The organism is Rhodococcus sp. WAY2 (assembly GCF_009859915.1).
Taxonomy (GTDB): Bacteria; Actinomycetota; Actinomycetes; order Mycobacteriales; family Mycobacteriaceae; genus Rhodococcus_F; species Rhodococcus_F oxybenzonivorans.
In genome coordinates, this window is the sequence record NZ_CP046572.1 from 3,663,316 (window position 1) to 3,686,240 (window position 22,925).

Annotated in this window: 18 protein-coding genes; 5 read left to right on the top strand and 13 right to left on the bottom strand. The window is 64.4% G+C overall.

Annotated features, from left to right (window positions below; all coding sequences use genetic code 11):
• Positions 1–790: 790 nt before the first annotated feature.
• The 11 genes from GFS60_RS16800 to GFS60_RS16850 form a co-directional block, all read right to left on the bottom strand.
• Positions 791–4,129 (bottom strand): protein kinase domain-containing protein, encoded by a 3,339-nt coding sequence (locus GFS60_RS16800; RefSeq protein ID WP_159922871.1) that lies wholly within the window; start codon positions 4,127–4,129, stop codon positions 791–793.
• 382 nt (positions 4,130–4,511) lie between these two features.
• On the bottom strand, positions 4,512–5,615 hold the full coding sequence (locus GFS60_RS16805) for a Glu/Leu/Phe/Val family dehydrogenase (RefSeq protein ID WP_159922873.1): 1,104 nt from the start codon (positions 5,613–5,615) through the stop codon (positions 4,512–4,514).
• A gap of 40 nt (positions 5,616–5,655) precedes the next feature.
• Positions 5,656–7,035, bottom strand: a complete 1,380-nt coding sequence (gene lpdA, locus GFS60_RS16810; protein WP_159922875.1) for a dihydrolipoyl dehydrogenase — start codon at positions 7,033–7,035, stop codon at positions 5,656–5,658.
• 40 nt (positions 7,036–7,075) lie between these two features.
• Positions 7,076–8,404, bottom strand: a complete 1,329-nt coding sequence (locus GFS60_RS16815; protein ID WP_159922877.1) for a dihydrolipoamide acetyltransferase family protein — start codon at positions 8,402–8,404, stop codon at positions 7,076–7,078.
• Between the two features lie 21 nt (positions 8,405–8,425).
• On the bottom strand, positions 8,426–9,418 hold the full coding sequence (locus GFS60_RS16820) for an alpha-ketoacid dehydrogenase subunit beta (protein WP_159922879.1): 993 nt from the start codon (positions 9,416–9,418) through the stop codon (positions 8,426–8,428).
• Positions 9,415–10,488, bottom strand: coding sequence for a pyruvate dehydrogenase (acetyl-transferring) E1 component subunit alpha (gene pdhA, locus GFS60_RS16825; protein ID WP_159927278.1), 1,074 nt, complete (start codon positions 10,486–10,488; stop codon positions 9,415–9,417). The genes GFS60_RS16820 and pdhA overlap by 4 nt, the downstream gene beginning before the upstream one ends.
• Before the next feature lie 256 nt (positions 10,489–10,744).
• On the bottom strand, positions 10,745–11,455 hold the full coding sequence (locus tag GFS60_RS16830) for a YoaK family protein (protein WP_159922881.1): 711 nt from the start codon (positions 11,453–11,455) through the stop codon (positions 10,745–10,747).
• Between the two features lie 58 nt (positions 11,456–11,513).
• Positions 11,514–12,008, bottom strand: a complete 495-nt coding sequence (locus tag GFS60_RS16835; protein WP_236603171.1) for a flavin reductase family protein — start codon at positions 12,006–12,008, stop codon at positions 11,514–11,516.
• A 35-nt stretch (positions 12,009–12,043) separates the two neighbouring features.
• On the bottom strand, positions 12,044–12,643 hold the full coding sequence (locus GFS60_RS16840) for a TetR/AcrR family transcriptional regulator (protein ID WP_159922885.1): 600 nt from the start codon (positions 12,641–12,643) through the stop codon (positions 12,044–12,046).
• A 55-nt stretch (positions 12,644–12,698) separates the two neighbouring features.
• Positions 12,699–13,643: an alpha/beta hydrolase gene (locus GFS60_RS16845; RefSeq protein ID WP_159922887.1), complete on the bottom strand. Its 945-nt coding sequence runs from the start codon at positions 13,641–13,643 to the stop codon at positions 12,699–12,701.
• 75 nt (positions 13,644–13,718) lie between these two features.
• Complete coding sequence (locus tag GFS60_RS16850; protein WP_159922889.1) at positions 13,719–14,945, bottom strand: acyl-CoA dehydrogenase family protein; 1,227 nt, start codon at positions 14,943–14,945, stop codon at positions 13,719–13,721.
• A gap of 114 nt (positions 14,946–15,059) precedes the next feature.
• Between GFS60_RS16850 and GFS60_RS16855 the strand changes: the two genes are divergently transcribed.
• Complete coding sequence (locus GFS60_RS16855) at positions 15,060–15,749, top strand: 3,4-dihydroxy-2-butanone-4-phosphate synthase (RefSeq protein ID WP_159922890.1); 690 nt, start codon at positions 15,060–15,062, stop codon at positions 15,747–15,749.
• Here the strand turns inward: GFS60_RS16855 and GFS60_RS16860 are convergent.
• Positions 15,746–16,633, bottom strand: coding sequence for a dihydrodipicolinate synthase family protein (locus tag GFS60_RS16860; RefSeq protein WP_159922892.1), 888 nt, complete (start codon positions 16,631–16,633; stop codon positions 15,746–15,748). The two genes, GFS60_RS16855 and GFS60_RS16860, sit on opposite strands and share 4 nt — an antisense overlap.
• 108 nt (positions 16,634–16,741) lie before the next feature.
• Between GFS60_RS16860 and GFS60_RS16865 the strand changes: the two genes are divergently transcribed.
• Positions 16,742–17,464 carry a GntR family transcriptional regulator gene (locus GFS60_RS16865; protein ID WP_159922894.1) on the top strand — a complete coding sequence of 241 codons (723 nt, stop codon included), beginning with the start codon at positions 16,742–16,744 and terminating at the stop codon, positions 17,462–17,464.
• Between the two features lie 29 nt (positions 17,465–17,493).
• Here the strand turns inward: GFS60_RS16865 and GFS60_RS16870 are convergent, their stop codons facing one another.
• The gene (locus GFS60_RS16870) at positions 17,494–19,281 is read right to left on the bottom strand and encodes a gamma-glutamyltransferase family protein (RefSeq protein ID WP_159922896.1); all 1,788 of its coding nucleotides are present in this window, start codon (positions 19,279–19,281) and stop codon (positions 17,494–17,496) included.
• 405 nt (positions 19,282–19,686) lie between these two features.
• On the opposite strand from GFS60_RS16870, the gene GFS60_RS16875 reads away from it, so the two are divergent.
• The 3 genes from GFS60_RS16875 (at position 19,687) to GFS60_RS16885 (ending at position 22,900) form a co-directional block, all read left to right on the top strand.
• Positions 19,687–20,094, top strand: a complete 408-nt coding sequence (locus GFS60_RS16875; RefSeq protein WP_159922898.1) for a hypothetical protein — start codon at positions 19,687–19,689, stop codon at positions 20,092–20,094.
• 156 nt (positions 20,095–20,250) lie between these two features.
• Complete coding sequence (locus tag GFS60_RS16880; RefSeq protein ID WP_236603172.1) at positions 20,251–21,678, top strand: APC family permease; 1,428 nt, start codon at positions 20,251–20,253, stop codon at positions 21,676–21,678.
• A 253-nt stretch (positions 21,679–21,931) separates the two neighbouring features.
• Positions 21,932–22,900 (top strand): ERCC4 domain-containing protein, encoded by a 969-nt coding sequence (locus GFS60_RS16885; RefSeq protein ID WP_159922900.1) that lies wholly within the window; start codon positions 21,932–21,934, stop codon positions 22,898–22,900.
• The last annotated feature ends 25 nt before the right edge of the window (positions 22,901–22,925 follow it).

Sequence of the window (22,925 nt, forward strand, 5' to 3'; positions counted from 1 at the left end):
AAAACCATGATGTTCCCCGGCCGCGTGGCGGGGCACCGCTCTAGACGCAATCTCTCGCGACGAATCTCAATAACCTGGCGGAACCAAGGCTCCGCATAGGGAACGTTACCTGTGCGGAAAGCGTTCGGGGAGAATAGTTTCGGGCTGGTCGCTCGCGTCCGCTTATCGGTGCGTCGGTCAGTCCAACGGCGTTGGCAGAGGGCGGTCAGCAGTAGGTGGTCGAACCGGGCGCGAAACGACTCGGGGAAAGTCGTCTCGCTGAGGGCGGCGACGAAGCGTTCGGCGCGGGACCCATGAGGCGCTCGACCTCACGTCGAGTGAGGGTCTGACATTGCTCGTCCACACGGAGGAGCCGGACAATGCGACGCAGGACTCGCTCGACCTCCTCGCGAGTTGGGCAGCGACCCTCACTCCGAGAACAGCTCGACCGGACCCAGCGCGCGCATGACGTGTTGTCGTGACTGCCAGTGGCGGATAGCGCCGTGCTTCTGAGGCGGGTGTTCATGGCCGCTTGGCACAGTTGATCAGGAGTGGATTGCTAGGTCGACGCCTTCGACACCGGTGTCCGTGGCGGACTCGAACCCGAGCAGATCACCCGACAGACCTCCGCACTCAAACAATCGGAAGGCTGATCGCCGGTGACATGAACATCGACCACCACGGCAGGCACGACGGTATCTATTCAGCCCTACATTCAGTTTCCGGCCGGAGAGTGTGCACGATGGACCGCGTGGATCAGAGCCTGTGCGGCAAGTTCAGCGCTTCGATTCGGTGCGGCTGGTCGGGGGCATCAGCTCGGACCGTCTCTGGACTGCTCCGCGATCCATGCGGCGATCTGGGCTCTGGACGTGAAGCCGAGTTTGGTGAGGATATGTTCTACGTGTCCCTGGGCGGTGCGTTGTGCGATGACGAGCCGTGCGGCGATCGCTTTGTTGGTGAGGCCCTGCGCAACCAGGTCGGCGACTTGGCGTTCGCGGCGGGTGAGGCTCGTAGCGGCACCAGCGGCTTGTGGAGCCGGGGCGGGTGTTGGTTCGTCAAGGGCGTAGGCGACGGCGTCCTCGAAGCTCATGTTCCGACCATGGCGGAAGGCCGCCTCGAATGCGCGTTTCCCGAGCCCGCTCCGCGTGTGGCGCTCGCACTTTTCCTGGTGTGTCCTCAGATCGGGAACGAGGACGGTGGCTGTTCCCATGACTTGCCGTAGCGCCTCGGTGGCACCCAATAGTACTGCTGCGCGTTGGAATTGGTGCTTGTCTGCTGCGATCCATGCCAGCGCCTGCAGGCACCAGGCGGTGCCGACCGGGTCATCCGTCAGGCGTGTCAGCTGCAAGCCTTCGTCGAGCAGTCTCATCGCCCGTCCGGAGTCGCCCTGCTGCCAGACCATCAGCGCGAGGATCCAGACCGAACGTGCCCGGTATTCGGATTCCCCGTGGGCTTCGGTTATTGCGAGCACCTCTTCCTGGCAGGAAGCCGCCCGCGCCGTGTTTCCGAACAGCCCGCAGGCCAATCCGAGGCCTTGGAGGGTCCCGATCTGTCGATGGAGATCGCCTTCGGCGCGAAAGCGTTCGAGTGCGCGCTCGAACTGCTCGATTGCTCCCGGAAGGTCACCCTTGAACAGGGCGAGCCGCCCGGCGCTGTGCGCGAGGAGCGCGTCCGTGTGGGCGTTCCCAAGTTGTTCGGTGTCTTCACGTTCCTGCTCGGTCAGTGTGTACGCGGCCGGAAGGTCTCCCTGCACCCCGGCCAGCAAGCTGTCTGCGTAGAGCGCCATGACTCGTTCGGCGGTCGGCCGCGGGGACGCGAGCGACAAAGCACGGTCGAGCCAGCGCCTCCCCTCGGAGAGCAAGCCACGCGACCACCACAGTGGATAAAGTGCGGTGGCGATTCGTAGACCCGCTTCCGCGTGGCCTCCGTTGGATTCGGTGAGACTGAACTGCAGGGCTTCTCGCAGATTGGGCAGCTCGCGGGTGAGGCGGTCGATCCACCCCAGCTGCCGGGAGCTGATCCAATCAGCCTCCGCCCGCACCGCCAGCTGCTCGTACCAGTCCCGGTGCCGGCGTCGCAGCGCTGGGTACTCGCCGGTGTGCTGCAGCTTCTCGAGGCCGTAATCACGCAGGGTCTCGAGCATCCGGTACCGCACCACCGCACCCGGCTCTTCCCGGATCAGAATCGACTTGTCTACCAAGGACGCAACCACGTCCAACAGTTCGTCCGGTGAGTGGTCTCCGGCGCACACACCCTCGGCCGCGTCGAGTTCGAAACCTGCGGCGAACACCGACAGTCGGCCCCACAGTTGCTGCTCGGCCGCTGTACACAGCTCATGGCTCCAGTCGATGCACAGCCGCAGGGTCTGTTGCCGTGTCGGCGTGCCTCGGTTACCCACGGTCAGCATCCGGTACCGGTCGGTCAACCGCTGTGCGATTTGATCCGCGGTCATCGCCCGCAGCCGCACCGCCGCCAGCTCTATCGGCAACGGCAGACCTTCCAGTCGCGCACAAATCTGAGCCACTGCGCCCTGATTGTCCTCGGTGAGTTCGAACTCGGGCGTCGCGGCGGCGGCTCGTTCGAGGAACAGGGTCACTGCTTCGTACTGGGGAAGTCCCTTCAGCGACGGCAGGTCCGGGTCCGGCACCGTCATCGGCGGTACCCGCATCGCCGCCTCCCCACGGATGCCCAGCTGCTCGCGGCTGGTGGCCAGGATCCGTAACTCGGGGCAGGTCCGCAGCAGTGCTTCCGCGAGCTCGGCCGCCGCCTCGATCAGGTGCTCGCAGTTGTCGAGCACCAACAGCAGGCGTCGCTCGGCGAGATGCTCCACCAGCACGTCCTGCACCGCTCGCGCGGACTGGTCCCGCAATCTCAAGGAGGCGGCGACAACCTCCGCCAGCAACGATGCATCCCGTAACTGACCGAGCTCGACCAGCCAAACACCGTCGTCGAACACCCGCCGCGCGTCGGTGGCGACCCGCAACGCCAGCCGGGTTTTGCCCACACCGCCGATCCCGGTCAATGTCACCAGGCGCGAGACGGACAGCAGGCGCCTCGCCTCGGACAGCTCGCGGCGTCGGCCGATGAAACTGGTCAGCTCCGAGGGCAGGTTCCCTGCCGTGCTCCGCCCAGTGTGCGGCGCCCGGTCCACATCTTCGGGTGTTGCGGGGTGAGGTGGGACCGGGGCCGAGTCGGAGGGCGCGGGGTTTTCGCGAAGATGGTCCCGCAGTCCGTGATTCGTGCCGGTCCTGGTATGCACCGCCATTTCGTCGACTGCACAGTTGTTGCGGCGTTGAACCTGCCGAAGTTCGTCACCGAACTCGGCGGCGGTGCTGGGGCGATCATCCGGATTTGCGGACATGGCCCGCTCGAGGAGGGCGCACAGATCATCGGGGATCCCCTCCTCGCGAAGGTTCGGGACGGGCTGAGTGGTGATCCGCAGGAACTGGGCAACCAATGCCTCGCCACTGCGGCGTTCGAATGCGGCGTGACCGGTGACTGCGCAGAACAATGTCGCGCCGAGGCCATAAATGTCGGATTTGGGGGTCGGAGGCCGGCCCGTCAGTACTTCGGGGGCGGTGAACGCCGGTGAGCCGGTGACGATGCCCGTGGCGGTCTCGAATCCACCTGAGATATGGGCGATGCCGAAATCGGCCAACTGGGGCTCGTTGTATTCGGTGAGCAGGATGTTGCCCGGCTTCACGTCGCGATGCAAGATTCCGAAGTGATGGGCGGTCTCCAGTGCACCGGCCATTTTCACGCCCAGTCGAAGCGCATCGCGCCACGACAGTGGACCCTCGCGGCGGATCAGGGCCTGCAACGAAGACTGTGGGTTGTACGGCATCACGATGAAGGGCCGACCGCTGTCGGTCATGCCGACGTGAAGCACGTTGACGATGTGCGGGTGCCCCGTTAGTCGGCCCATCGCTCGCTGTTCGCGGAAGAACCGATCGAGATTATCGGAGTCGAGTTCGGAGGTGAGAACCTTGACCGCGACTGTGCGGTCCAGGGAATCTTGCCGGCAGCGATACACGGCACCGAAGCCGCCGCGGCCGATCTCGTCGGCATACTCGAATCCGGCCGCGCGTAGCTCGTCCGCCACCGGCTGGGCGACATCACGCTGGGTCTCCAACGGATCAAATTCGGCCATCGGCGACTTCGCTGTCACGTGGAGGCATTCGAACGATCGAGAACGTCCCGGCCGATCGACTGCACAGAGGATCGAGGGATCGATCGGACCGGCACAACCCTCGAAGACCCATGGAGTATCCACCTCATGATGCTCTGTGATCAGGATACCGTTGGCCGTGGTTACGCCTAGTCCTCGAGCGGCGGTCATGTCGAACAGACCACCCAGGGACGGTTTCCATGTAGCGCCGGGCCGCGTCGGGTGAAAATGGCGGCCTCGTCGTTTGCCGAATGGACGACGAGGCCGCCCGCCCCCCGAGCGGGAGCCAGAGCGCACGGGGAACGCCTGCTGCCGTCGGGTGGCAGCTGGTTCAACGGGCACCTAGCCCGACTGGTGATGCCTCCTACCCGCGCCGGGCGGCGGACAGGCGTGCTCCGGCAATGCTGTCGGCTGCCTGTCCGGGGGTGATCGATTCCGCTCTCGACCTGTCGAGGATGGCGATGACGGTGTCATAGATCTGTTCGACGCGATCGCGTATCCGGTCGGTGTTCGCGCCTTCGCGTTCGCCGGCCACCTGGATGAGGCCTCCGGCGTTGGCGACGTAGTCCGGGACCCACAGTACGTCCCGGTCATGGAGTTGCCGGGCTACCCCGGGTGTCCACAGTTGGTTGTTGGCAGCTCCGCAAACGATGGATGCGGTCAGCCTTGGCACGGTATCGGTAGTGAGGGTTCCGCCCATCGCACACGGCGCATAGACGTCGATCCGCTCACCAAGGATGTCCTCGGTGACGGTGATGTCGGGAAAACGTTCGGCGACACGGGTGAGGGAGGCGTCATGCACGTCGGCGGCGACGACGCGTGCTCCGTCTGCGAGAAGGAGGGCGATCAACTCGGAGCCGACCTTGCCCACACCCTCGACACCCACGGTTCGACCCGACAACACTGGTTTGCCCCAGGTGGTCGCGGCGGCCGCGCGGAGCGCCTGGTAGACACCGAGGGCCGTCATGGGACCGCTGTTGCCGGAACCCCCGGCCGCAGCGGAGCGTCCGACGACGTGATCGGTCGCCTCACCGATCACATCGAGGTCGTCGGTGTTGGTGCCGACATCGCCGGCGGAGATGTACCGCCCACCGAGGGTGTCGATGAACCGGCCGTACGCACGCAGCAGGTCGGGCGTCTTCACCTGCTCCGGATCGCCGATGATTACTGCCTTGCCGCCGCCCAGCGCCACACCCGCGATCGCCGCCTTGTACGTCATCCCTCTCGACAGACGCAGGACGTCGGTCAGTGCGCTGCTCTGATCGGGATACGGGTAGAAGCGGGTGCCGCCCAGCGCGGGACCGAGCACTGTCGAATGTATGCCGATGATCGCACGCAGTCCGGTGGCGGCGTCTTCGCAGAAGACGACTTGTTCGTGGGGAAGCCCGGGTATCGCATCTGTACGGCCGAAAACGTTGTTGTAGTCGGAAGTCGCCACGTCGCCCGGGGCGTCGGTGGTCAGTGTCATGTGGTGTTCCTTCTCGTAATGATGTGTAGGGAGGGCGTGGTCAGCCGTGCGTATGCAGAGGTTGTCCGGCGAGTGCCAGATGTGCTTCACCGAGTGCTTCCGCCTGGGTGGGGTGGGCGTGCACGAGTTGGGCGACCTCCTGGGGGTGGGCACCCCAGGCGACGATCAGTTGGGCTTCGCTGATCAGCTCGCTCACCCGTGCGCCGACCATGTGCACGCCGACAACCGGACCGCCGGCGGATCCAGCGCCGGCGCGGATGACCTTGATGCCGCCGCTGGCGCCGAGTATCTGGCTCTTTCCGTTTCCGGCGAGGTCGTAGACGATCGTCGAGACCTCTCGGTACTTCTCGCGCGCGGCGGCCTCGGTGAGCCCGACGGAAGCAATCTCGGGGTTGGTGTAGGTGACCCGCGGAATGGTCGATTCGTCGCCTCGGGTGGGGTCTAGCCCCGCGATGTGTTCTGCGACGAACAGTCCTTGCTGAAAGCCGCGGTGAGCGAGCTGAAGACCCGGGACGATGTCGCCGACGGCGTAGACGCCGTCATGGTTGGTGCGCAGGTGCTCGTCGACGGCGACGAAGCCCCGATCGAGTTCCACCCCGGCTTCAGCGAGACCGCTGTCGGCCGTTCGGGGACCGCGTCCGACCGCCACCATGAGAAGGTCGGTTTCGATCTTCTCGCCCGAGTCGAGTGTGATCGACACGGTCTCGCCGATTTCGGTGGCCTCGACGAACTTCGTCGACGTCATCGTCGTGATGCCACGCTTCCGGAATACCCGAGTCAGCTGTTTCGAAGTCCACTCGTCTTCGGCGGCGACCAACCGCGGGAGCGCTTCGATGATCGTCACCTGCGACCCGAATGACGACCACACGCTCGCGAACTCGACGCCGATGACACCGCCGCCCAGAATTGCCACCCGCTCTGGAACTTCCTTGCGGGTGAGGGCTTGGTCGCTGGTGACGATACGGCCACCGATGTCGAGGCCGGGAAGCGTGTGTGCGTACGATCCGGTCGCGACGACTACCGATCTGCCGGTGATCATTTCGCCGTCCACGTCGACGGTCCGGTTGCCTACGTAGCGCCCGTGACCGGCGACGACCTCGATGCCGTGGTGTGTGACGAGTCCTTGCAGACCCTTGTACAGCTTGGTGACGACGCTGTCCTTGTACTGGTGCACCTGGTCGGTGTCGATCCCGTCGAAAGTGCCACGCACCCCGTACCGATGGCCGTCGCGCACGGTGTCCGCGACTTCGGCCGAGTGCACCAGCGCCTTGGTGGGTATGCATCCGCGGTGCAGGCAGGTTCCACCGATTTTGTCCTTCTCCACGAGGGTGACGGACAGGCCGAGTTGGGCGGCTCGGAACGCGCAGGCATAACCGCCCGACCCACCTCCGAGGACGACGAGGTCCGGGGTCCGAATCATTGCTGATCTCCTCTCTGCGTTGGTGTTCCGTCGAACGTGCTCATCCGAGCGCGACAAACTCGAGTGGATCAGACAGGATGCGGCCGATGTCGGCGAGGAACTTCGACCCTTGCTCTCCGTCGACCAATCGGTGGTCGAAGGACAGACTCAATGTGGTCACTGATCGCAGTGCGATGTCGCCTTCGAATTCCCAGGGAGTTTTGCGAATGGCTCCGAAGCACAGGATCGCCGCTTCGCCGGGGTTGAGAATCGGTGTACCTGCGTCGACGCCGAACACTCCGACATTGGTGATCGTGATGGTGCCCCCGCTCAGGTCTGCGGGTCCGGTCTTGCCTTCCTTGGCGGTGAGAGTGAGGTCGACCAACGCATCGGCAAGCTCGCGCAGACTCAACTGGTGTGCGTGCTTGATGTTGGGGACCATGAGGCCTCGTGGCGTGGCGGCCGCGATGCCGAGGTTGACATAGTGTTTCGTCACGATCTCCTGGGCTTCGTCGTCCCAGTGCGAGTTCAGGCTGGGGTTTCCCCGGAGGGCGATGAGCAGTGCCTTGGCGATCAGCGCCAGAGGGGTCAGCCGCACGCCGGTGAATTGTCGGTGGGCACGCAGGTTGTCGAGGAGTTCGAGCATGGGGGTGACATCTACAGTCACGAACTCGGTAACGTGCGGAGCAGTGAACGCGCTGGTGACCATCGCGGCTGCGGTGTGCTTGCGGACGCCCTTGATCGCGACTCGGGTTTCGTCGCCGGTGGCGCTCCCTGCGACCACTGGCGCGGACGAGACCGATTCCGGTGAGGTCTCTGTTGCCTGGCGCGCCGCTAAATAGTCGGTGATGTCGTCACGGGTGACATCACCGTGTGGACCGGTGGCGGTGACCTCAGCGATGTCGACACCGTGCTGGTTCGCGTAGAACCGCACCGGTGGCTTGGCGAGCGGACGTCCTCGAACTCCGTGTCCACCAACCACTTCACGTCGTCGCTCACCGGCAGCTGCGGGGCGCGAATGCCGTCGGCTACGGCCGTCCCCGGCCACACCGTAACCGACCAGGACCGGTATGCGCTCCGGCGTGCCCGTCTTCGCGGCAGCGGAGATTTGCTTTGTGGGGACTGCCGGGGCGGCGGCGCTGTCTTCGCCGGTGTCGATATCGATGATTGGGGTGCCGACGTCGATGGTCGCTCCCTCCGCGGCGTGTAAGGCGGTTACCGTCCCGGCGTACGGGGAGGGAAGCTCTACAGAGGCCTTGGCCGTTTCCACCTCTGCGATGATCTGATTGAGCTCGACGGTGTCCCCGACGGCCACGAACCAGGAGACCAGTTCCGCGTCGGTCAGTCCCTCCCCGAGATCGGGAAGCGGGAAACTCTTCACTTCAGGCATGGTGTGTTCCGTTCTGGCGCGTCACGCGGCAATCGATCTGTCTACGGCGTCGAGGATCCGGTCGACATCGGGCAGATAGAACTCCTCGAGTTTCGCCGGTGGATAAGGGAGAGTGAACCCGCCGACCCGCAGGACCGGGGACTCGAGGTGGTAGAAGCAACGTTCCGTCACTCGCGCTGCGATCTCGGCTCCGACTCCGAGGAACACCGGTGCTTCGTGGGTGACGATCAGCCGTCCGGTCTTCCGCACCGAGGCCTCGATCGTGTCCATGTCGAGTGGCGAGAGCGAACGCAGGTCGATGACCTCCAGCGATGTGCCCTCTTCCGCCGCTACCGTTGCGGCCTGCACGGCCGTCGTCACCAGCGGGCCGTACGCAAGCAGGGTGGCATCGTTGCCGCTTACGACAGTCCGAGCTTTGTGCAGCGGGAAGGTGTTCGCGCCGGCGTCGAGGTCGACCGCGCCCTTCTCCCAATACCGTCGCTTGGGTTCGAAGAACAGCACCGGGTCATCGCAGGCAATGGCCTGGCGGATCATGAGATGTGCGTCGGCGGCGTTGCCGCAGGTGACCACTCGCAGACCGGCAGTCTGGGCGAAGTAGCCCTCCGGTGACTCCGAGTGATGCTCGATGGCTCCGATACCACCGCCGTAGGGGACACGGATGGTGATCGGGACCTTGACGTTTCCACCGGTCCGATAATGCAGCTTGGCAACCTGGGAAACGATCTGATCGAATGCCGGGTAGATGAATCCGTCGAACTGGATTTCACAGACGGGGCGGAAGCCGCGCATTGCCAGTCCTATTGCGGTGCCGAGGATCCCCGATTCGGCAAGCGGTGTGTCGATCACCCGATGTGTGCCGAAGTCTTTCTGAAGACCTTCGGTGATGCGAAAAACGCCGCCGAGCTGTCCGATGTCCTCTCCCATGAGAAGAACCTTCGGATCGTCCTCCATGGCGCGCCGTAAACCGGCGTTGAGTGCCTTGCCCAGGGGAAGTGTGGTGGTCGTGGTGGTCATCGCGTGGGTCCTTCGAAGCTGGCGAGGTAGGTTTCGAACTGGCGGCGCTCGTCGTCGACGAGAGGATGTGGATCGGCGTACACGTGATCGAACAGGGACATGGGGGTGGGCTCGACGGTCTCGAGGCATCCGCGGCGCAATTCGGCTGCGGTGGCGTCGGCTCGTTCCTGTACGCGTGTGAGGTAAGTGTCGTCGAGCGCACCTTCTCGCTCGAGCAACTTCTCGAGCCGATCCAGTGGATCTTTCAGTTTCCACTCGTCGTCGAGTGCCGAATTCCGGTAGCGGGTGGGGTCGTCCGAGGTGGTGTGCGGACCCATACGGTAGGTGACCGCTTCGATCAACGTGGGGCCGTTGCCCTCTCGCGCATTGGTGAGGGCGGCCCGGGTGACGGCCAGAACGGCGAGGACGTCGTTGCCGTCGACGCGGACGGACGGAATCCCGAACCCGCGACCTCGTTCGGCGATGGTCACCTTGGTCTGCAGCGACACCGGTTCGGAAATCGCCCATTGGTTGTTCTGGCAGAAGAAGACGACGGGAGCTTGGAAACTGGCCGCGAAACCGAATGCCTCGGAGATGTCGCCCTGACTGGTTGCACCGTCACCGAAGTACGTGATCGTCGCTGCTGCGGCACCTTCGAGCTGAGTTCCCATCGCGTACCCGGTGGCGTGCAGGGCCTGGCTCCCGACGATGATCGCCGGAGTCGTCATCCGGTATTGCAGCGGATTCCATCCCGAATGCGTTGAACCGCGCCAGAATCGGAGCATGTGTGTCGGATCCACTCCGCGGCAGTACGCGACCCCGTGTTCCCGGTAACTCGCGAAGACGAAGTCGTCCTCGGCGAGCGCCCGACCCGACCCGACCTGTGCTGCTTCCTGGCCGAGAAGCGGTGCCCACAAACCGAGTTCACCTTGGCGCTGCAGCGCTGTCGCCTCGGCATCGATGCGTCGCACAACCACGAGATCTTCATACAGATCCTGCAGTCGTAGGGTGTCGATGTCCGCGATCAGCGGCGCGAGCTCCTGGTCGTCGACGCGTATCCCCTCCTCGGTGACAAGTTGCACGGGTGCGATGGTGTGGTCGATCACGGGATACCTCCGGAGTGCGGCGATGCCGCATAGGCATGTTGTCGGTACAGCGAAGCATTGCTCGGCATCATGCGCAAGACTTGGACTGGAAATTGAGCAATATGCCCACTTTTGGCGTGGATGGGCACGTCAAGGTGCGCGCTGTGCCGTCCTTCTCGGTCACGGCATCATTCACGGTGTGCTGAACGCGGATTTCGCGTCGCGGAAACAACGCGAAGGCCAATTCCGGCCCCAGGCAGGCTCAGCGGCGGCCGATGCGGACGTGTCCGATCACCGTGACCGCGACTGTGAGAGTCGCGGCGATGGCCATTGCGACGCCGAGGTGACTGTGCCGCAGGGCGATTGCGCCAACTACTGCGCCGATGAGGATTGCGAGGATGGCACCGATCCGGCGATTCCACAGTGCCGATCGTCCACCGGACATCCAGGACTCGCTGGCGAGTGAGGTCAGTGTTGAGGTCACCACGACGGTCGTCATGTCTTTGACCCCGACCTTACGGGCGACTGCGGCCTGTGCCCCCATCGTGGCGGCGGTCACGGCCGCGATGACGAGTTGACCAGCGGTGTTGGCGGCAGTGTCGATCATGAAGATGGCAATCGTGCAGCCCACCAGCGCAGCAGATCCCGCCACCAGGCACAAGCTCACTCGACTCGTCCAGCCGGACGGCTGGGTGCGCAACGCCAAGCCCGTGACGAAAGCCGCTGCAGTGAAGGCGACGAGCGCCATCGCGGGGCCGAGTACGGGCAACTCGTCCGCACCGGCCAGACCCATCCCGAGGATGACGATGTTACCGGTCATGTTGCCGACGAAGACCCGGTCCAGCCCGAGGTAGCCGACGGAGTCGACGACGCCGGTGACGAAGGTCAGGACGAGCATGAGAGGCAGGGTCATCGATTCCGGGGACGACTTCACGGGCGCAGTCGATTCCGACGCGGATGTACCTACAGACATGGCGGAACTCCTCGATGGAAAGAAGCTGGAAGGCGGAGGCTGATCGAGGCATGGTCGGTCAGGACGCGGCGAGTTGTTTGAACGAGCTCGCGTGAAAGACCAGCGGATCATCTGCTGTCTCCGCGAGGGTGAAGTCGTGCACGGCGAACAAGGCGATGGCGTGGTCGCCGGCATCGATCTCGGCGTGCAGGGAGCAGTCGAGCATGGAGATTCCGTCGTCGATGTGTAATGCCCCCCGCATCGTGGTCGACCACCGAACACCCGCGAAGCGATCGCCCTCGCGCAGTGAAAGCTGTCGGCAGGTCGAGGCCTGGGACCGAGCCAGGATCGTGATCCCGATTCGAGGCGCCGTGCGAAGGACCTGCCAGGTACGGGAGGTGTTCTGGACGGCAACCGACACCAGTGCGGGATCGAGTGAAACGGAGGTGAACGAGCTCGCGGCCATGCCGACCGGTGTCCCTTGGACGTAAGCACCGACCGCTGCGACACCGGTCGGGAATGATCCATACAGCGCCCGCAGGCCCGCGTGATCGAGTATGGGTTTGGTAGTCACGTGCATTCTCCTGACGGTGAGCGACTGCGCGTCTTTCAGCCGCAGCGCTCGATGAGATACAGGCGCGCCACGCGCGCCAGTTCGGTGGCATAGGTGCCGGAATCGGGTCGACCGGCATAGGTGGGTTCGTCGGCCGTGACACTGCCGGCTGTCGTGACGCGCATCAGCAGGCTCTGCATGATGACCTCGTAGACGATATCGACGGCCGCATCAAGGTCATCCCCGGACACTTCGCTGCACCGCCGAACCGCCTCCAGCAGCATCTGTTTCATCCGGGTATGGAAATCGAACCCACGCCGCCGCATAGCGCTGTCATCGGCGCTGTGGACGAAGATGAAGGCAAACAGCCGGCTTCGCGCGAAGTATTCGGTAGACAAGACCCCGGTGAAGGTGTCGAGAACCTCGGTGAGGTGGTGTGGTTCTGAAGCCAGACGCTCTTCGACCACGGCCTCCAAGTCGCTCATCACCTCTTCCTTGACCTGCCGAAGAAGGGCCTCGCGATTCGGGAAGCGTCGATAGACACCGCCGATCGACACTCCCGATTCATCCGAGACCGACGACATGGTGAATTCGGAGAATCCCTCACTGGTCAGCAGGGCAACCGCCGCTGCAAGGATCTGCTGTTCCGAGCGCATGCTGCGCTTCTGCTTGGGCGCGGTACGTTCGGGCGTAGGTATCGAGGTCATCCGCTCATTCTCCCGCCTCGGTGCCGGTCCACACACGTTCGAGGAATCGAACGACGTCCGAGACCAGCGGATCGTGTGCGAACACAGCGTCACCGTGGTCCGCGCCGGGAACTACCACCATCTCCGAACGTCCACCGGAGTCGGAGACGGCCTCGTGGAGCCGCCGGCTCTGTCCGATCCCGACCCGCCGATCATCGTCGCCGTGCATGATCAACAGCGGCGGAAGCCGCGCCCCTTGCCGGACGAGACCAGGTATCGAGGATGCTGCGTCACTGCATCGGTGCTCATCACCGAGAAAACGGCGGATCACCTCGTCGAAATCGTCGACGCTGACGGCCGGGTCCGCATGAGCATCGGCGCGCAATGCAGCGAGGTCGGTGACACCGTAGTGGTCGACCACCGCGGAGAGCTGCGCCGACTCGTCGAGGTGCTCGCCCATGGGGCGACCCACCGGGCTCGGACCATCGAGCGCGGCCATCAACATCAGGTATGCACCTGCAGAACTACCCCATCCGGCTACTTTGCCGGCGTCGAGGTTGAATTGGTGGCTGTGCGCGCGAACCCAGCGAACTGCGGCGCGGATATCTTCGATCGGCTCGGGGAACTGCGCCTCCCCTGACAGTCGGTACTCGACGGACGCCACAGCGATGCCCTGCCCGGGAAGCGAGTGCCAAGGACCCATCTCTTTGATACCGGCGAGGAAGCTGCCCGCGTGGGCGTAAACCACGACGGGGGCCACCTCGGTTCCCGTGGGCACGTGCAGATCGAGGCGCAGCGGTCGCCAGCCGGCATCCGAGGCGAAGGGCAGGTCGAGGTAGCTCACTGCCCCCGGCAGCACATCACACGGGCGAGGTTCGACCAGCGCAGGCGGAGCGAACTGACGGTAGTCCACGGGCGGTACCAAATCCGTGATGTGCTGCGCAGTCGATGGTGCTGATTGTGCACTCATACGATCCTCCTGGTGTGGTCCTCGTCGAGCAGGTTCGGGCTCGTACCCGAGCCGAGAGGCGTTCGGGCAGATCAGTTAGATGCGGATGTAATCGGGAATCGCCGGCAATGCGCCGGCAAGATCGAACGCACCGATGAACGCGTTTTTCGCATCGATCGAGTCGTGACTGCCGAAAGTGCGTGCATTGCGCCAAAATCGATCGAGACGGTACGTGTTCGACGTACTGCGTGCGCCTGTTAGATCGTGGATGCGGGAGGAAACCTCGAGACCGGCGCGCGTGCTCGCGACCTTGGCGCGGAATCCGCGAATCGCCATCTCGGCGGGCTCGGCATCCCGGGCCGGGGACTCTAGCTGCTCTGCGACGGTGACCATCAGTGCACGCGACGCGGCGAGCTCGCTCGACATCTCACCGAGTTGCCGGTGCATCAGCGGATCATTGGTAGCCGTGCCGAACTTCGGCATACTCGGGCGGTTGAGCTTCTGCAGGTACGCGATCGCTGCGTCGTAGGCGCCCTCCCCGATGCCTTGCAGTAGTCCGGCGTGCAAAAGCATTGCAGCGCAGAAGAAGTAGGGATCTGCAACGTGGGCCGGGAAGTGCCACCCGTCGGGCACGAAAACCTCGCGATAGTCGATGGTCTGGCTGTATGTGCCGCGCTGGCCCATGTTGTCCCAGTCGTGATGCAACGTAAGTGCGGGATTGTCGAGCCGGATCAGCGCGTGGTGGCGGGTGCTCGATTCGAGCTGCTCGTCGTCTCCGAGAAGTGCGAAGCTCACGCTGGTGATGTCCTGGCCTCCGCCGCCACTATTGGTGTTGAAGGTCTTCGTGCCGTCGACGACGATGCCGCCGGGAACCCTGCGCCCGACGACGCGTCCATTTCCACCCGTTTCCGCGTTCGAGGCCACAAATCGACGCCCGCTGCGGAGTACCTCGTCGGCCAGCTGCTCGCGCGTCTCGGACGGTAATTCCTGTGATTGAAAGACTTCGCGAGCGACCAAAGCGCCGCTGAGCCAACACTGGCCGGTCGAACCGTCGCCGGCTGAGATCTCCGTGAGTGTCTCGATCGTGTGGCGCCAGCCCCCGAACGACGGCCCCTCCCACAGTCCGCCGAGATCGGCCGGGACGTTCAAGGCTTGCAAACCTGCCTCGCCGAGCAGGCGCATGTTGTGGGTGGGATCGGACCCTTCGGCGTCGATCGTCGGACCCGCGTCGGCGAGGAACGGACGCAGTTCCTTGGCTCGTCGGACGACCTCATCGCGATCGGTGGGCAGTGCACCGGCAATGGAGGGTGCAGAAACGGTCATCGTGAACTCCTGTGGTTGGTGTCCTCGTCGTCCGGCTGTGCGAGAAAGCGCGGTGCCGATTCGAGGTGTGACAGCTACCATAGTGGAATGAGTATTCGCATTCCACTATTTGGTGTGAGAAATTTGTTCGCAAGGCGGCGCTCCGGTGGGAAAGCAACCGTTTCTGCAGCTACAGCCCACCGCATCGGATCTGCGTTACGGGCGCTCGCCGCGGGTGTGCCCGTCGTTCTCATCTGCACCGACCGGGCCGATGCCGTGGAAGCGGAGCTCGTCTGCGCCGGCGTGTCGGTATCGACAACCACGATGGACTTCCTCGTCCGGCACAGCTCGGGTTTCGTGACGATCGCTCTGCCGTCGGCGGAGTGCGATCGCTTGGGACTCCCCCCGATGCACTACTCCACGACCGGCGTCGAGTACGCGGTATCGGTGGATGCCATCGACGGCGTCGGCACGGGCATCTCGGCCCATGACAGGGCAGTGACGTCGCGAGCACTCGCGAACCCGGCTGCCCAGCCGGAGGAGTTCACTCGTCCGGGTCACACCGTGCCGATCCGCGCCGCGATCGGTGGTGTACTGGAACGACCGCGCCGCGCCGAGGCGGCGCTCGACCTCACCCGTGAAGCCGGCCAGATACCGGCGGCGGTCATGGCCACTCTCGTCAGCACTGTCGACGAGCGGCGCATGGCCGATTTCGTTGAAGCAGTCGATTTCGCCGACCGCCACCACCTGACCTGGTTGACGGTGTCCGAAGTTCATCAGTGGCGGACCACGGGGTCGGGTCCCACGGGACATGCGGCTGCTTAATTCCCCGGCGAAGGAGCGGGGAATCCGTGATCTCGACTGTGCTCGTCGAACTCGGCAAGATAGGGCAACGACGGCGGCCGGACCGTCGAGTGGGCGATGACACCCTGGCGGTGCCAGTGTTCTTTCCGGATCGCAATGCTGGTGCGCGCCTGAGTCTCGAAGTTGATCAAGCCCGCTGCCCGGCCGATCACACCCTGCGCAGCGCCCACCTCGCCCGCCGCCAACAGGTCGACCGCGTCGACGAGGACCTCCGGCACCGAAACTCCCGCCGCGACGGTGTCGGCACCGGCCAGCACATCGTCGACCAGACCGAGGCCCCCGAAACCCGCCATGAGATGGACCTCCGTGACCTCCCTCAACCGGCGGATACGCCAGAATGTCGGGGGGCACTCGCACTTGATTCCGTACAGGAAATCCAGTCCCGTCACCGCCTGCTGGAGGTGATCGATCGCGATCGTGACCCCGGTCGCAGCGGGAAGATCCTGTAGGAGCACGGGCAAGTTCGTGATCGAATGCGTGGTGGCAAGAGCGCGGCGCAGCTCCACGGGGTCCGGCGACAGGACCGGAACCATCACGGCGTGCAGGCGGCCACCGAATTCATCGGTAAGTACGGCGAGTTCCTTCGCGGCGTCGGCGGGGTTCCGATTCATGATCGCAGCGATGACGGGTGCGGGTCCGGCGCTGTCCAGGATGACCCCCAACGCCTGCGACTTCTCCGCCGGCGAGAGGGAGTCGGGTTCGGCGATGACCCCTAGCGCGATGATCCCCGAGCAGCCTCGTGTCAGCGACTCTTCGGTAAGGGCGCGCAGCGATCGCTCGCAAATCCGTTCGGCATTCGCATCGAAAGGGGTGGCCATCATGGCCCACACAGGAATCCTCGACATGTTTTCAACCTTCCGTGAGTAACGCGTGACGACTGGGCTCAGATCACCCGTGATCCGATTAGAGTGACAAGGGATCCAATAAGGATCTGGGCGAGAGGAGGGATAGGCATGGCAGATCAGGTCGTCGGCGGCACCGAGGAAGGCGCGGCGACTTCGCCTCTGGTTCAGCAGCTCGTCGAGACCATCCAGGACCGCATCAGTCGCGGTACCTACAACTTCGGGACGTGGATCAGGCAGGAACCACTCGCCCAGGAGCTGGGGGTCAGCCGGATGCCCATTCGTGAGGCCCTTGCGCAGCTACAGGCCCTGGGGGTGGTGGAAATCGTCCCGAACCGTGGTGCTCGGCCGAAGCTCCCCTCGATGCGTGAGCTGCTCGAAGTGTTCGAGGTGCGGGCGGTACTGGAGGGGCACGCAGCCCACGAGGCCGCCCGCCAGATCACCTATGTACAACTACGTGAGCTGTTCGATGCGGTCGAATCCTTCCGCGGGGTGGTTGAGCAGGCGCTCGCGGGCGACGCCGATCCGGAAAAACTGCGGGCCGGCTGGGTTCACGCCAACAATGCCTTCCACGACACCGTCCTTGCCGCCTGTGGGAACGATCAACTGCGCGCGACCGTCGCCTCGCTCCACCACCGCATTCCTCGAAATCTGACGTGGACGGCGCTGGATGCCGATCCACGGCTTCTCGACGAGAACGCGGCCGCGCATGCGGCGATAGCCGAGGCGATCGACCGACGTGACGGAAACCTCGCCCGGGATCTGATGGTCGAGCACTCCCGCCGGGCCCGAGAGTTGATCATCAAGCGGTCGCATCAGTCGTTCGCGCCGTGACGTGGCTGCGCCCGCCCGCAGCCGCCGTGCTACCGACCGGCGGCGTAACCATGGGCACCGCGCGCGTTGGCCGCGGCACCCAGCACGCCCGTCGTGGGGTCCCTGGTCACCGTGCTGAGCCTGCCGAGGGTCCAATCTCCCGCGAGGGTGATCAGGTGCCCACGCTCTCGGAGCTCGGTGATGACGTTTTCACCCAGGCGGTCCTCCACGACCGCTCCGCCAGGGGTCCATCGGCGCGGCCAGAAGGAGCTCGGCATCGAGGTCGTGTGGAGTGTGGGAGCGTCTATTGCCTGTTGTGGCGTGTACCCGCCGACCAGTGTGCGCAGCAGGTAGGACAGCTGCCACTGATCCTGCTGATCGCCGCCCGGGGTGCCGAGGGCGGCGACGACCTCCGTCCCACGGAGGAGCATCGTCGGTGTCAACGTGGTCCGCGGACGGTGACCCGGCCGCAGTGCGGACGGACTCGCCGGGTCGAGCCACGTCATCTGGAGCCGGGTACCCAATGCGAATCCGAGTTCGGGGATCGTCGGTGAGGACTGGAGCCACCCACCAGAGGGTGTGGCAGACACCGCGTTTCCCCAACGATCGATGATGTCGAGGTGGCACGTGTCACCTCGGGTTTCACCGGTCACTGACACGGTGGGCTCACCGGACGAGCCCCCGCGCGGAGCGCCGGTATCTTCGACGAGTGGCGGAAAGAACGGATCGAGGCCGCAGGCTCCGGGGCGGAACTCGTGGGACGCCGTCTCGCTGATCTCCTTCCTGCGGACAGACGCGTACTCGGGCGAGAGGAGAAGTTCCAGCTGTTCTGACGACAGATTCTCGCCGTAGTACGCGTCCCGGTCTGCCATCGCGAGTTTGAGCGATTCCAAAACGTGGTGAGCACCGAGTGCGGTGGAAGGATCGATCTGTTCGTCGGGGAAGCCGTCGAGAATGGCGAGTGCCTGCAGGAGCGCCGGTCCCTGCCCCCACGACGAACCTTTCAGGACGGTGTGTCCTCGGAACTCGAAGGCGACCGGGGCTTCGTAGTGGGCACTGAACCCCGCCATATCGTCAGCCGTCACGACTCCGGCATGGTCCGATTCGGACGAATGCCGGTGCGGTTGGCGGGCGAACGACTCGATCGCCTCGGCGATGAATCCGCTCTTCCAGATTGCGCGAGCAGACTCGATACGCGCGTCCCGAGTCGGTGCGTGCCGGCTTTCCGAAACGAGCCGGCCGAGCGTGTTCGCGAACGCCGGGTTGCGGAACATCACATCGCCGGCCGGTGGCGCACCGTCAGGCATCCACAATGCCGCCGAGGTGGGCCAATGTTGGGTGAACATCTCTGCCACCGTGCCGATCACGGCACCGACGCGCTCGGATAGGGGATGTCCGTTGCCGGCGTAGTCGATCGCATACGCGAGCACATCCGCGAGTTCCCACGTGCCGTAGTCGCGTAGCAGTAACAGCCATGCGTCCACCGCCCCGGGCACCGCGGCGGCCAACGCCCCCGCGGCCGGAACCATGCCCAGTCCCTCGGCGCGGAAGTGGTCGATCGTCGCGCCGGCAGGTGCGGGGCCCTGCCCGACCAGGATGGACGGATCCCCCGAGGCAGGTGCCACAATGGCCACCAAATCTCCACCCGGCCCGTTCAGGTGCGGCTCGACTACGTGCAGCACGAATGCGGCCGCCGTCGAGGCATCGAAGGCGTTGCCCCCGCGTTCGAGGACCGACTGCGCAGTCTGAGTTGCCAGCCAGTGCGTGGAAGCGCACATACCGAACGTGCCCCGCAGATCGGGACGGGTGCGGAAGTCGGACGGGGGAACGAAACTCATTGAGCCTCCCTGAGCGGATGCATGCCGGTCGCCGCAGACGAACTGGCCAAATAGGATCCAGTAGCCAGCGATGTGGATGCAGTCTAGGGCTTCAGCGTGCAGGATGGCTACTGCGACCGCTTTCGGCGGCCATTTGGGCGTCCGCTCTGCGCCCAGCCGAGGGGGTTCGAAGTACGGCGATACTTAGCCGAAACATCGATCTGACGTGCACGTAGCCGGATGAACCAGCCATTGACTCCAGGCGACCTCGGTGGCATGCTTTCGACCCACGAGATCCAAAAAGTTCATTTTGAATCCAATCAGCGGACTTCAAGGAATACTCGATCTGACCGATGGCCCATGATCGTTGCGCGCCGCATGTGCAGAAGGTTCGGCACGACGCCACCAAGATTCACAGGAGAGTCCATGTCCGAGAACCCCAATCCGATCCCCCCGACTCCCGGCGACACCCTCATCTTCGAGAACGACCGGGTTCGGGTGTGGACAATGACCCTTCCCCCCGGGGGGATGTTCGACTTTCATCAGCATCATCATGATCACGTCGTGATCTGGCCGGACGCCGGCCAGGTGCAGGGGCAGGAACTCGGGGACGAGGAGTGGGGAATCGTGCAGAACGCGGAGCCCGGCTTCGTGCTGTACAAGACGGTCGGAAGCACCAAACCCCTCAATCCACACCGGATTCGGAATCTACGCAACGAGACCGTCACCCACTACGTGATCGAACTGCTCGAAACCTCCCCGAGTCGGGAGGAGCTGCCGTGGACGTACAACGACCACGGTGAGTTCATCTTCCCGGGCCGCACTGAACACTGAATCAGCCATCACAGACTCAGCCACCAAGCGTCGCTCGCGACTCATTCCCGAGCCTCGGCAGCTCGGCGCAATCACGCTCGCGCCTCTGCCGCGTTCGGTACGCCCGGTCTGCGAGTCCGTCACGACGTAGACGCGTCCCTATCGTAGGAGACAACATTGACCGTCCAACAAGAACACGCAGCGGGAGAGTCTGCAGCCGGCCATCTCAAACCGAACACCATTGGTATTCCCGGAATGGTCTTCATGGTCGTGGCTGCCGCCGCACCGCTCACGGCCATGGCCTCGAACCTGTCGCTGGGCCTTGCCTTCGGTGTCGGTGGTGGAATGGTCGGGCTCCTCCTGCTCGTCGGCGCACTCCTGGCAATCTTCACCGCTGGATACGTCGTGCTCAGTCGGCGGGTCTTCAACGCCGGTGCCTACTACGCCTTCATCGGATTCGGGCTCGGCAAAGCTACCGGCGCTGGAGCCGCCTTCGTCGCCGCCATTGCGTACAACCTCGCAGCCGGTGGAATGATTGCGGCGACAGGATATTTCACGGACATCGCTGTCAGCACCTATGCGGGCATCCACCTACCATGGTATGTCTATGGCGCTGTCGCTCTGATCGTCACCGCCGCCCTCGGCTACATCGGCGTCGGGATCGCGAAGACAGTCACGACGGTCATCTCGATAGCACAATTCGCCATTATCATCTGGCTGGGTATAGCCATCATGATCCAGCGTCCCGGTGGCTTCTCCATGGACGTCTTCAGCCCCGACCGGATGTTCGACGGCAACATTGCTCTGTCGCTGGTGTTTTGCATCCTGTCATTCTCCGGTTTCGAGGCTACCGCCATCTACGGTGAAGAGGCCAAAGCGGCGCGGCGGAGTATCCAGGTCGCGACCTACAGCGCGCTGGTTCTCCTGGTCTTGGTGTTCATGGGATCGACATGGTCGATAGTCGCGGCATTCGACGACGTCCAAGCTGTTGCTGCGGAAGATCCGGGCAGCCTCATCTTCCGAACCGCTGACATCTATCTCGGTAGCTGGGCCGGCGGCGCGTTGAGCATCATCGTCGCCTTCAGTTTCTTAGCGTCCGGAGTTGCGTTCCACAACATGGCCTCTCGCTATATGTTCGCGCTGGGCAGGTCGCGCCTGCTCCCGTCACGGTTCGCCACGGTCCACCGTCGCTACGGAACGCCCTACATCAGCGGCGCGGTGCAGATAGCGATCTCGATAATTGTTCTGGCGCCGTTCGTGATCGCCCAGTCGGATCCGATCATCAATCTATTCCCGGCGGTCTCCGGAATCACGTCGCTGTCGTTGACCGCATTGATGATCGGCTGCTGCATCAGTGTCGTGGTCGCGTCATTCAAGGGTCTGGTGAACGAGGGTATCTGGTCTTCGCGGCTTGCCCCTACCTTGGCCGGAATCGGGCTGACAAGTATTTGCACGATTATCATCGCCCACTATCAGGAAGTCACTGGAAGTGACTCGCTCGTCGTGGCACTGATGCCACTGCTACCTGTGATCGGCGCAATCTACGGAGCTGTGATCTACCGGCGCGGCCGGGGTCGGGACCTGGAACAACACTTGACCGAGTGATCGAGTGCGCCAGACGGAAAAGGGGGACCTCCGCGGTCCCCCTTTTTCGTCGTTCGGATCTGCGCCACTATCAGTGTGCGCGCCGGGCAGGTGACGGCGGCCCGTTGGAAGCAGCGTGGTGGCAGTGGTCGTCAGTTCATGGACCGACTGCACAATCAACAGGGCGGCCCCGAGCCGAGCCCGAGCCTCACCCGGACACGAAACCCGGCGCCGCCTTCGCCGACGAATCGCGGATCAGTGAGAACCTGAGTAAATGGAGTTGCTCATTGCTTCCAATCCGGACCCGGATTCTAAGCTGCCCTATCTGCTCCGGCTGCCCATCGACGGCGGCCTCGTGCTGCGCACCGCAGGAACTTGGCCCCGCACCAAAGCGCTGTACTGCCATCCCGTTCCGGTCAGCGAGTGGCCCGAACACCCCGAGGTTGTCGAACGCGTACGACTGCGGTCGTGCGCCCGGCGCGGCGCCGCCATCGACCTCATCCTCGACCGTGGAAGGGAGAACCGGTCCCAGATCGTCTTCACCACCGCCCGCGGCCGTGACATGGTGTTCTGGCAGTCCCCGCGCACCCGTAAACAAGCCAGACCAAAGGTCAGCACGCCCACCGCCCGCGCCGCCGGGATCGCCGACCTGCACATCGTCGTCGACTCGCACGAGCGATACCCGTATCGGTTCGCCGACCAGCAGGTCACCACGGTCAAACGCGCCCTACCGTGTGGAGATTACGGACTGCTGCGCGAGGACACCTTGATCGCCTCGGTCGAACGCAAATCACTCCCCGACCTGGTATCGAGCCTTACCAGCGGAAAACTGCGCTATGCCCTCGCCGAACTCGCTGCGCTACCCCGCGCCGCCGTCGTGGTGGAGGACCGCTACTCGGCTATCTACGCCCTCGACCGGGTCCGGCCCGCCATCGTCGCGGACGGGCTCGCCGAACTCCAGATTCGCTGGCCGAACGTGCCGCTCGTCTTCTGCGAAACCCGCGCCCTCGCCGAACAATGGACCTACCGGTACCTTGCGGCCGCCCACATCTGGGCCGATGTCGACACCGCAGCACCCGCCCCGGGCGCACCGGCGGACAACGACACTGCCGCCGAGGCGTCCGCGCCGTCCACCTCCGAGGTCCGCGCGTGGGCCCGCGGCCAGGGCCTCCCCGTGCCCGACCGCGGCCGATTACGCCCCGAGGTCTGGGAGGCCTACGCCGCCGCACACGCCGAGCAATGACACCAATTTCGGCTGTGCACGATGA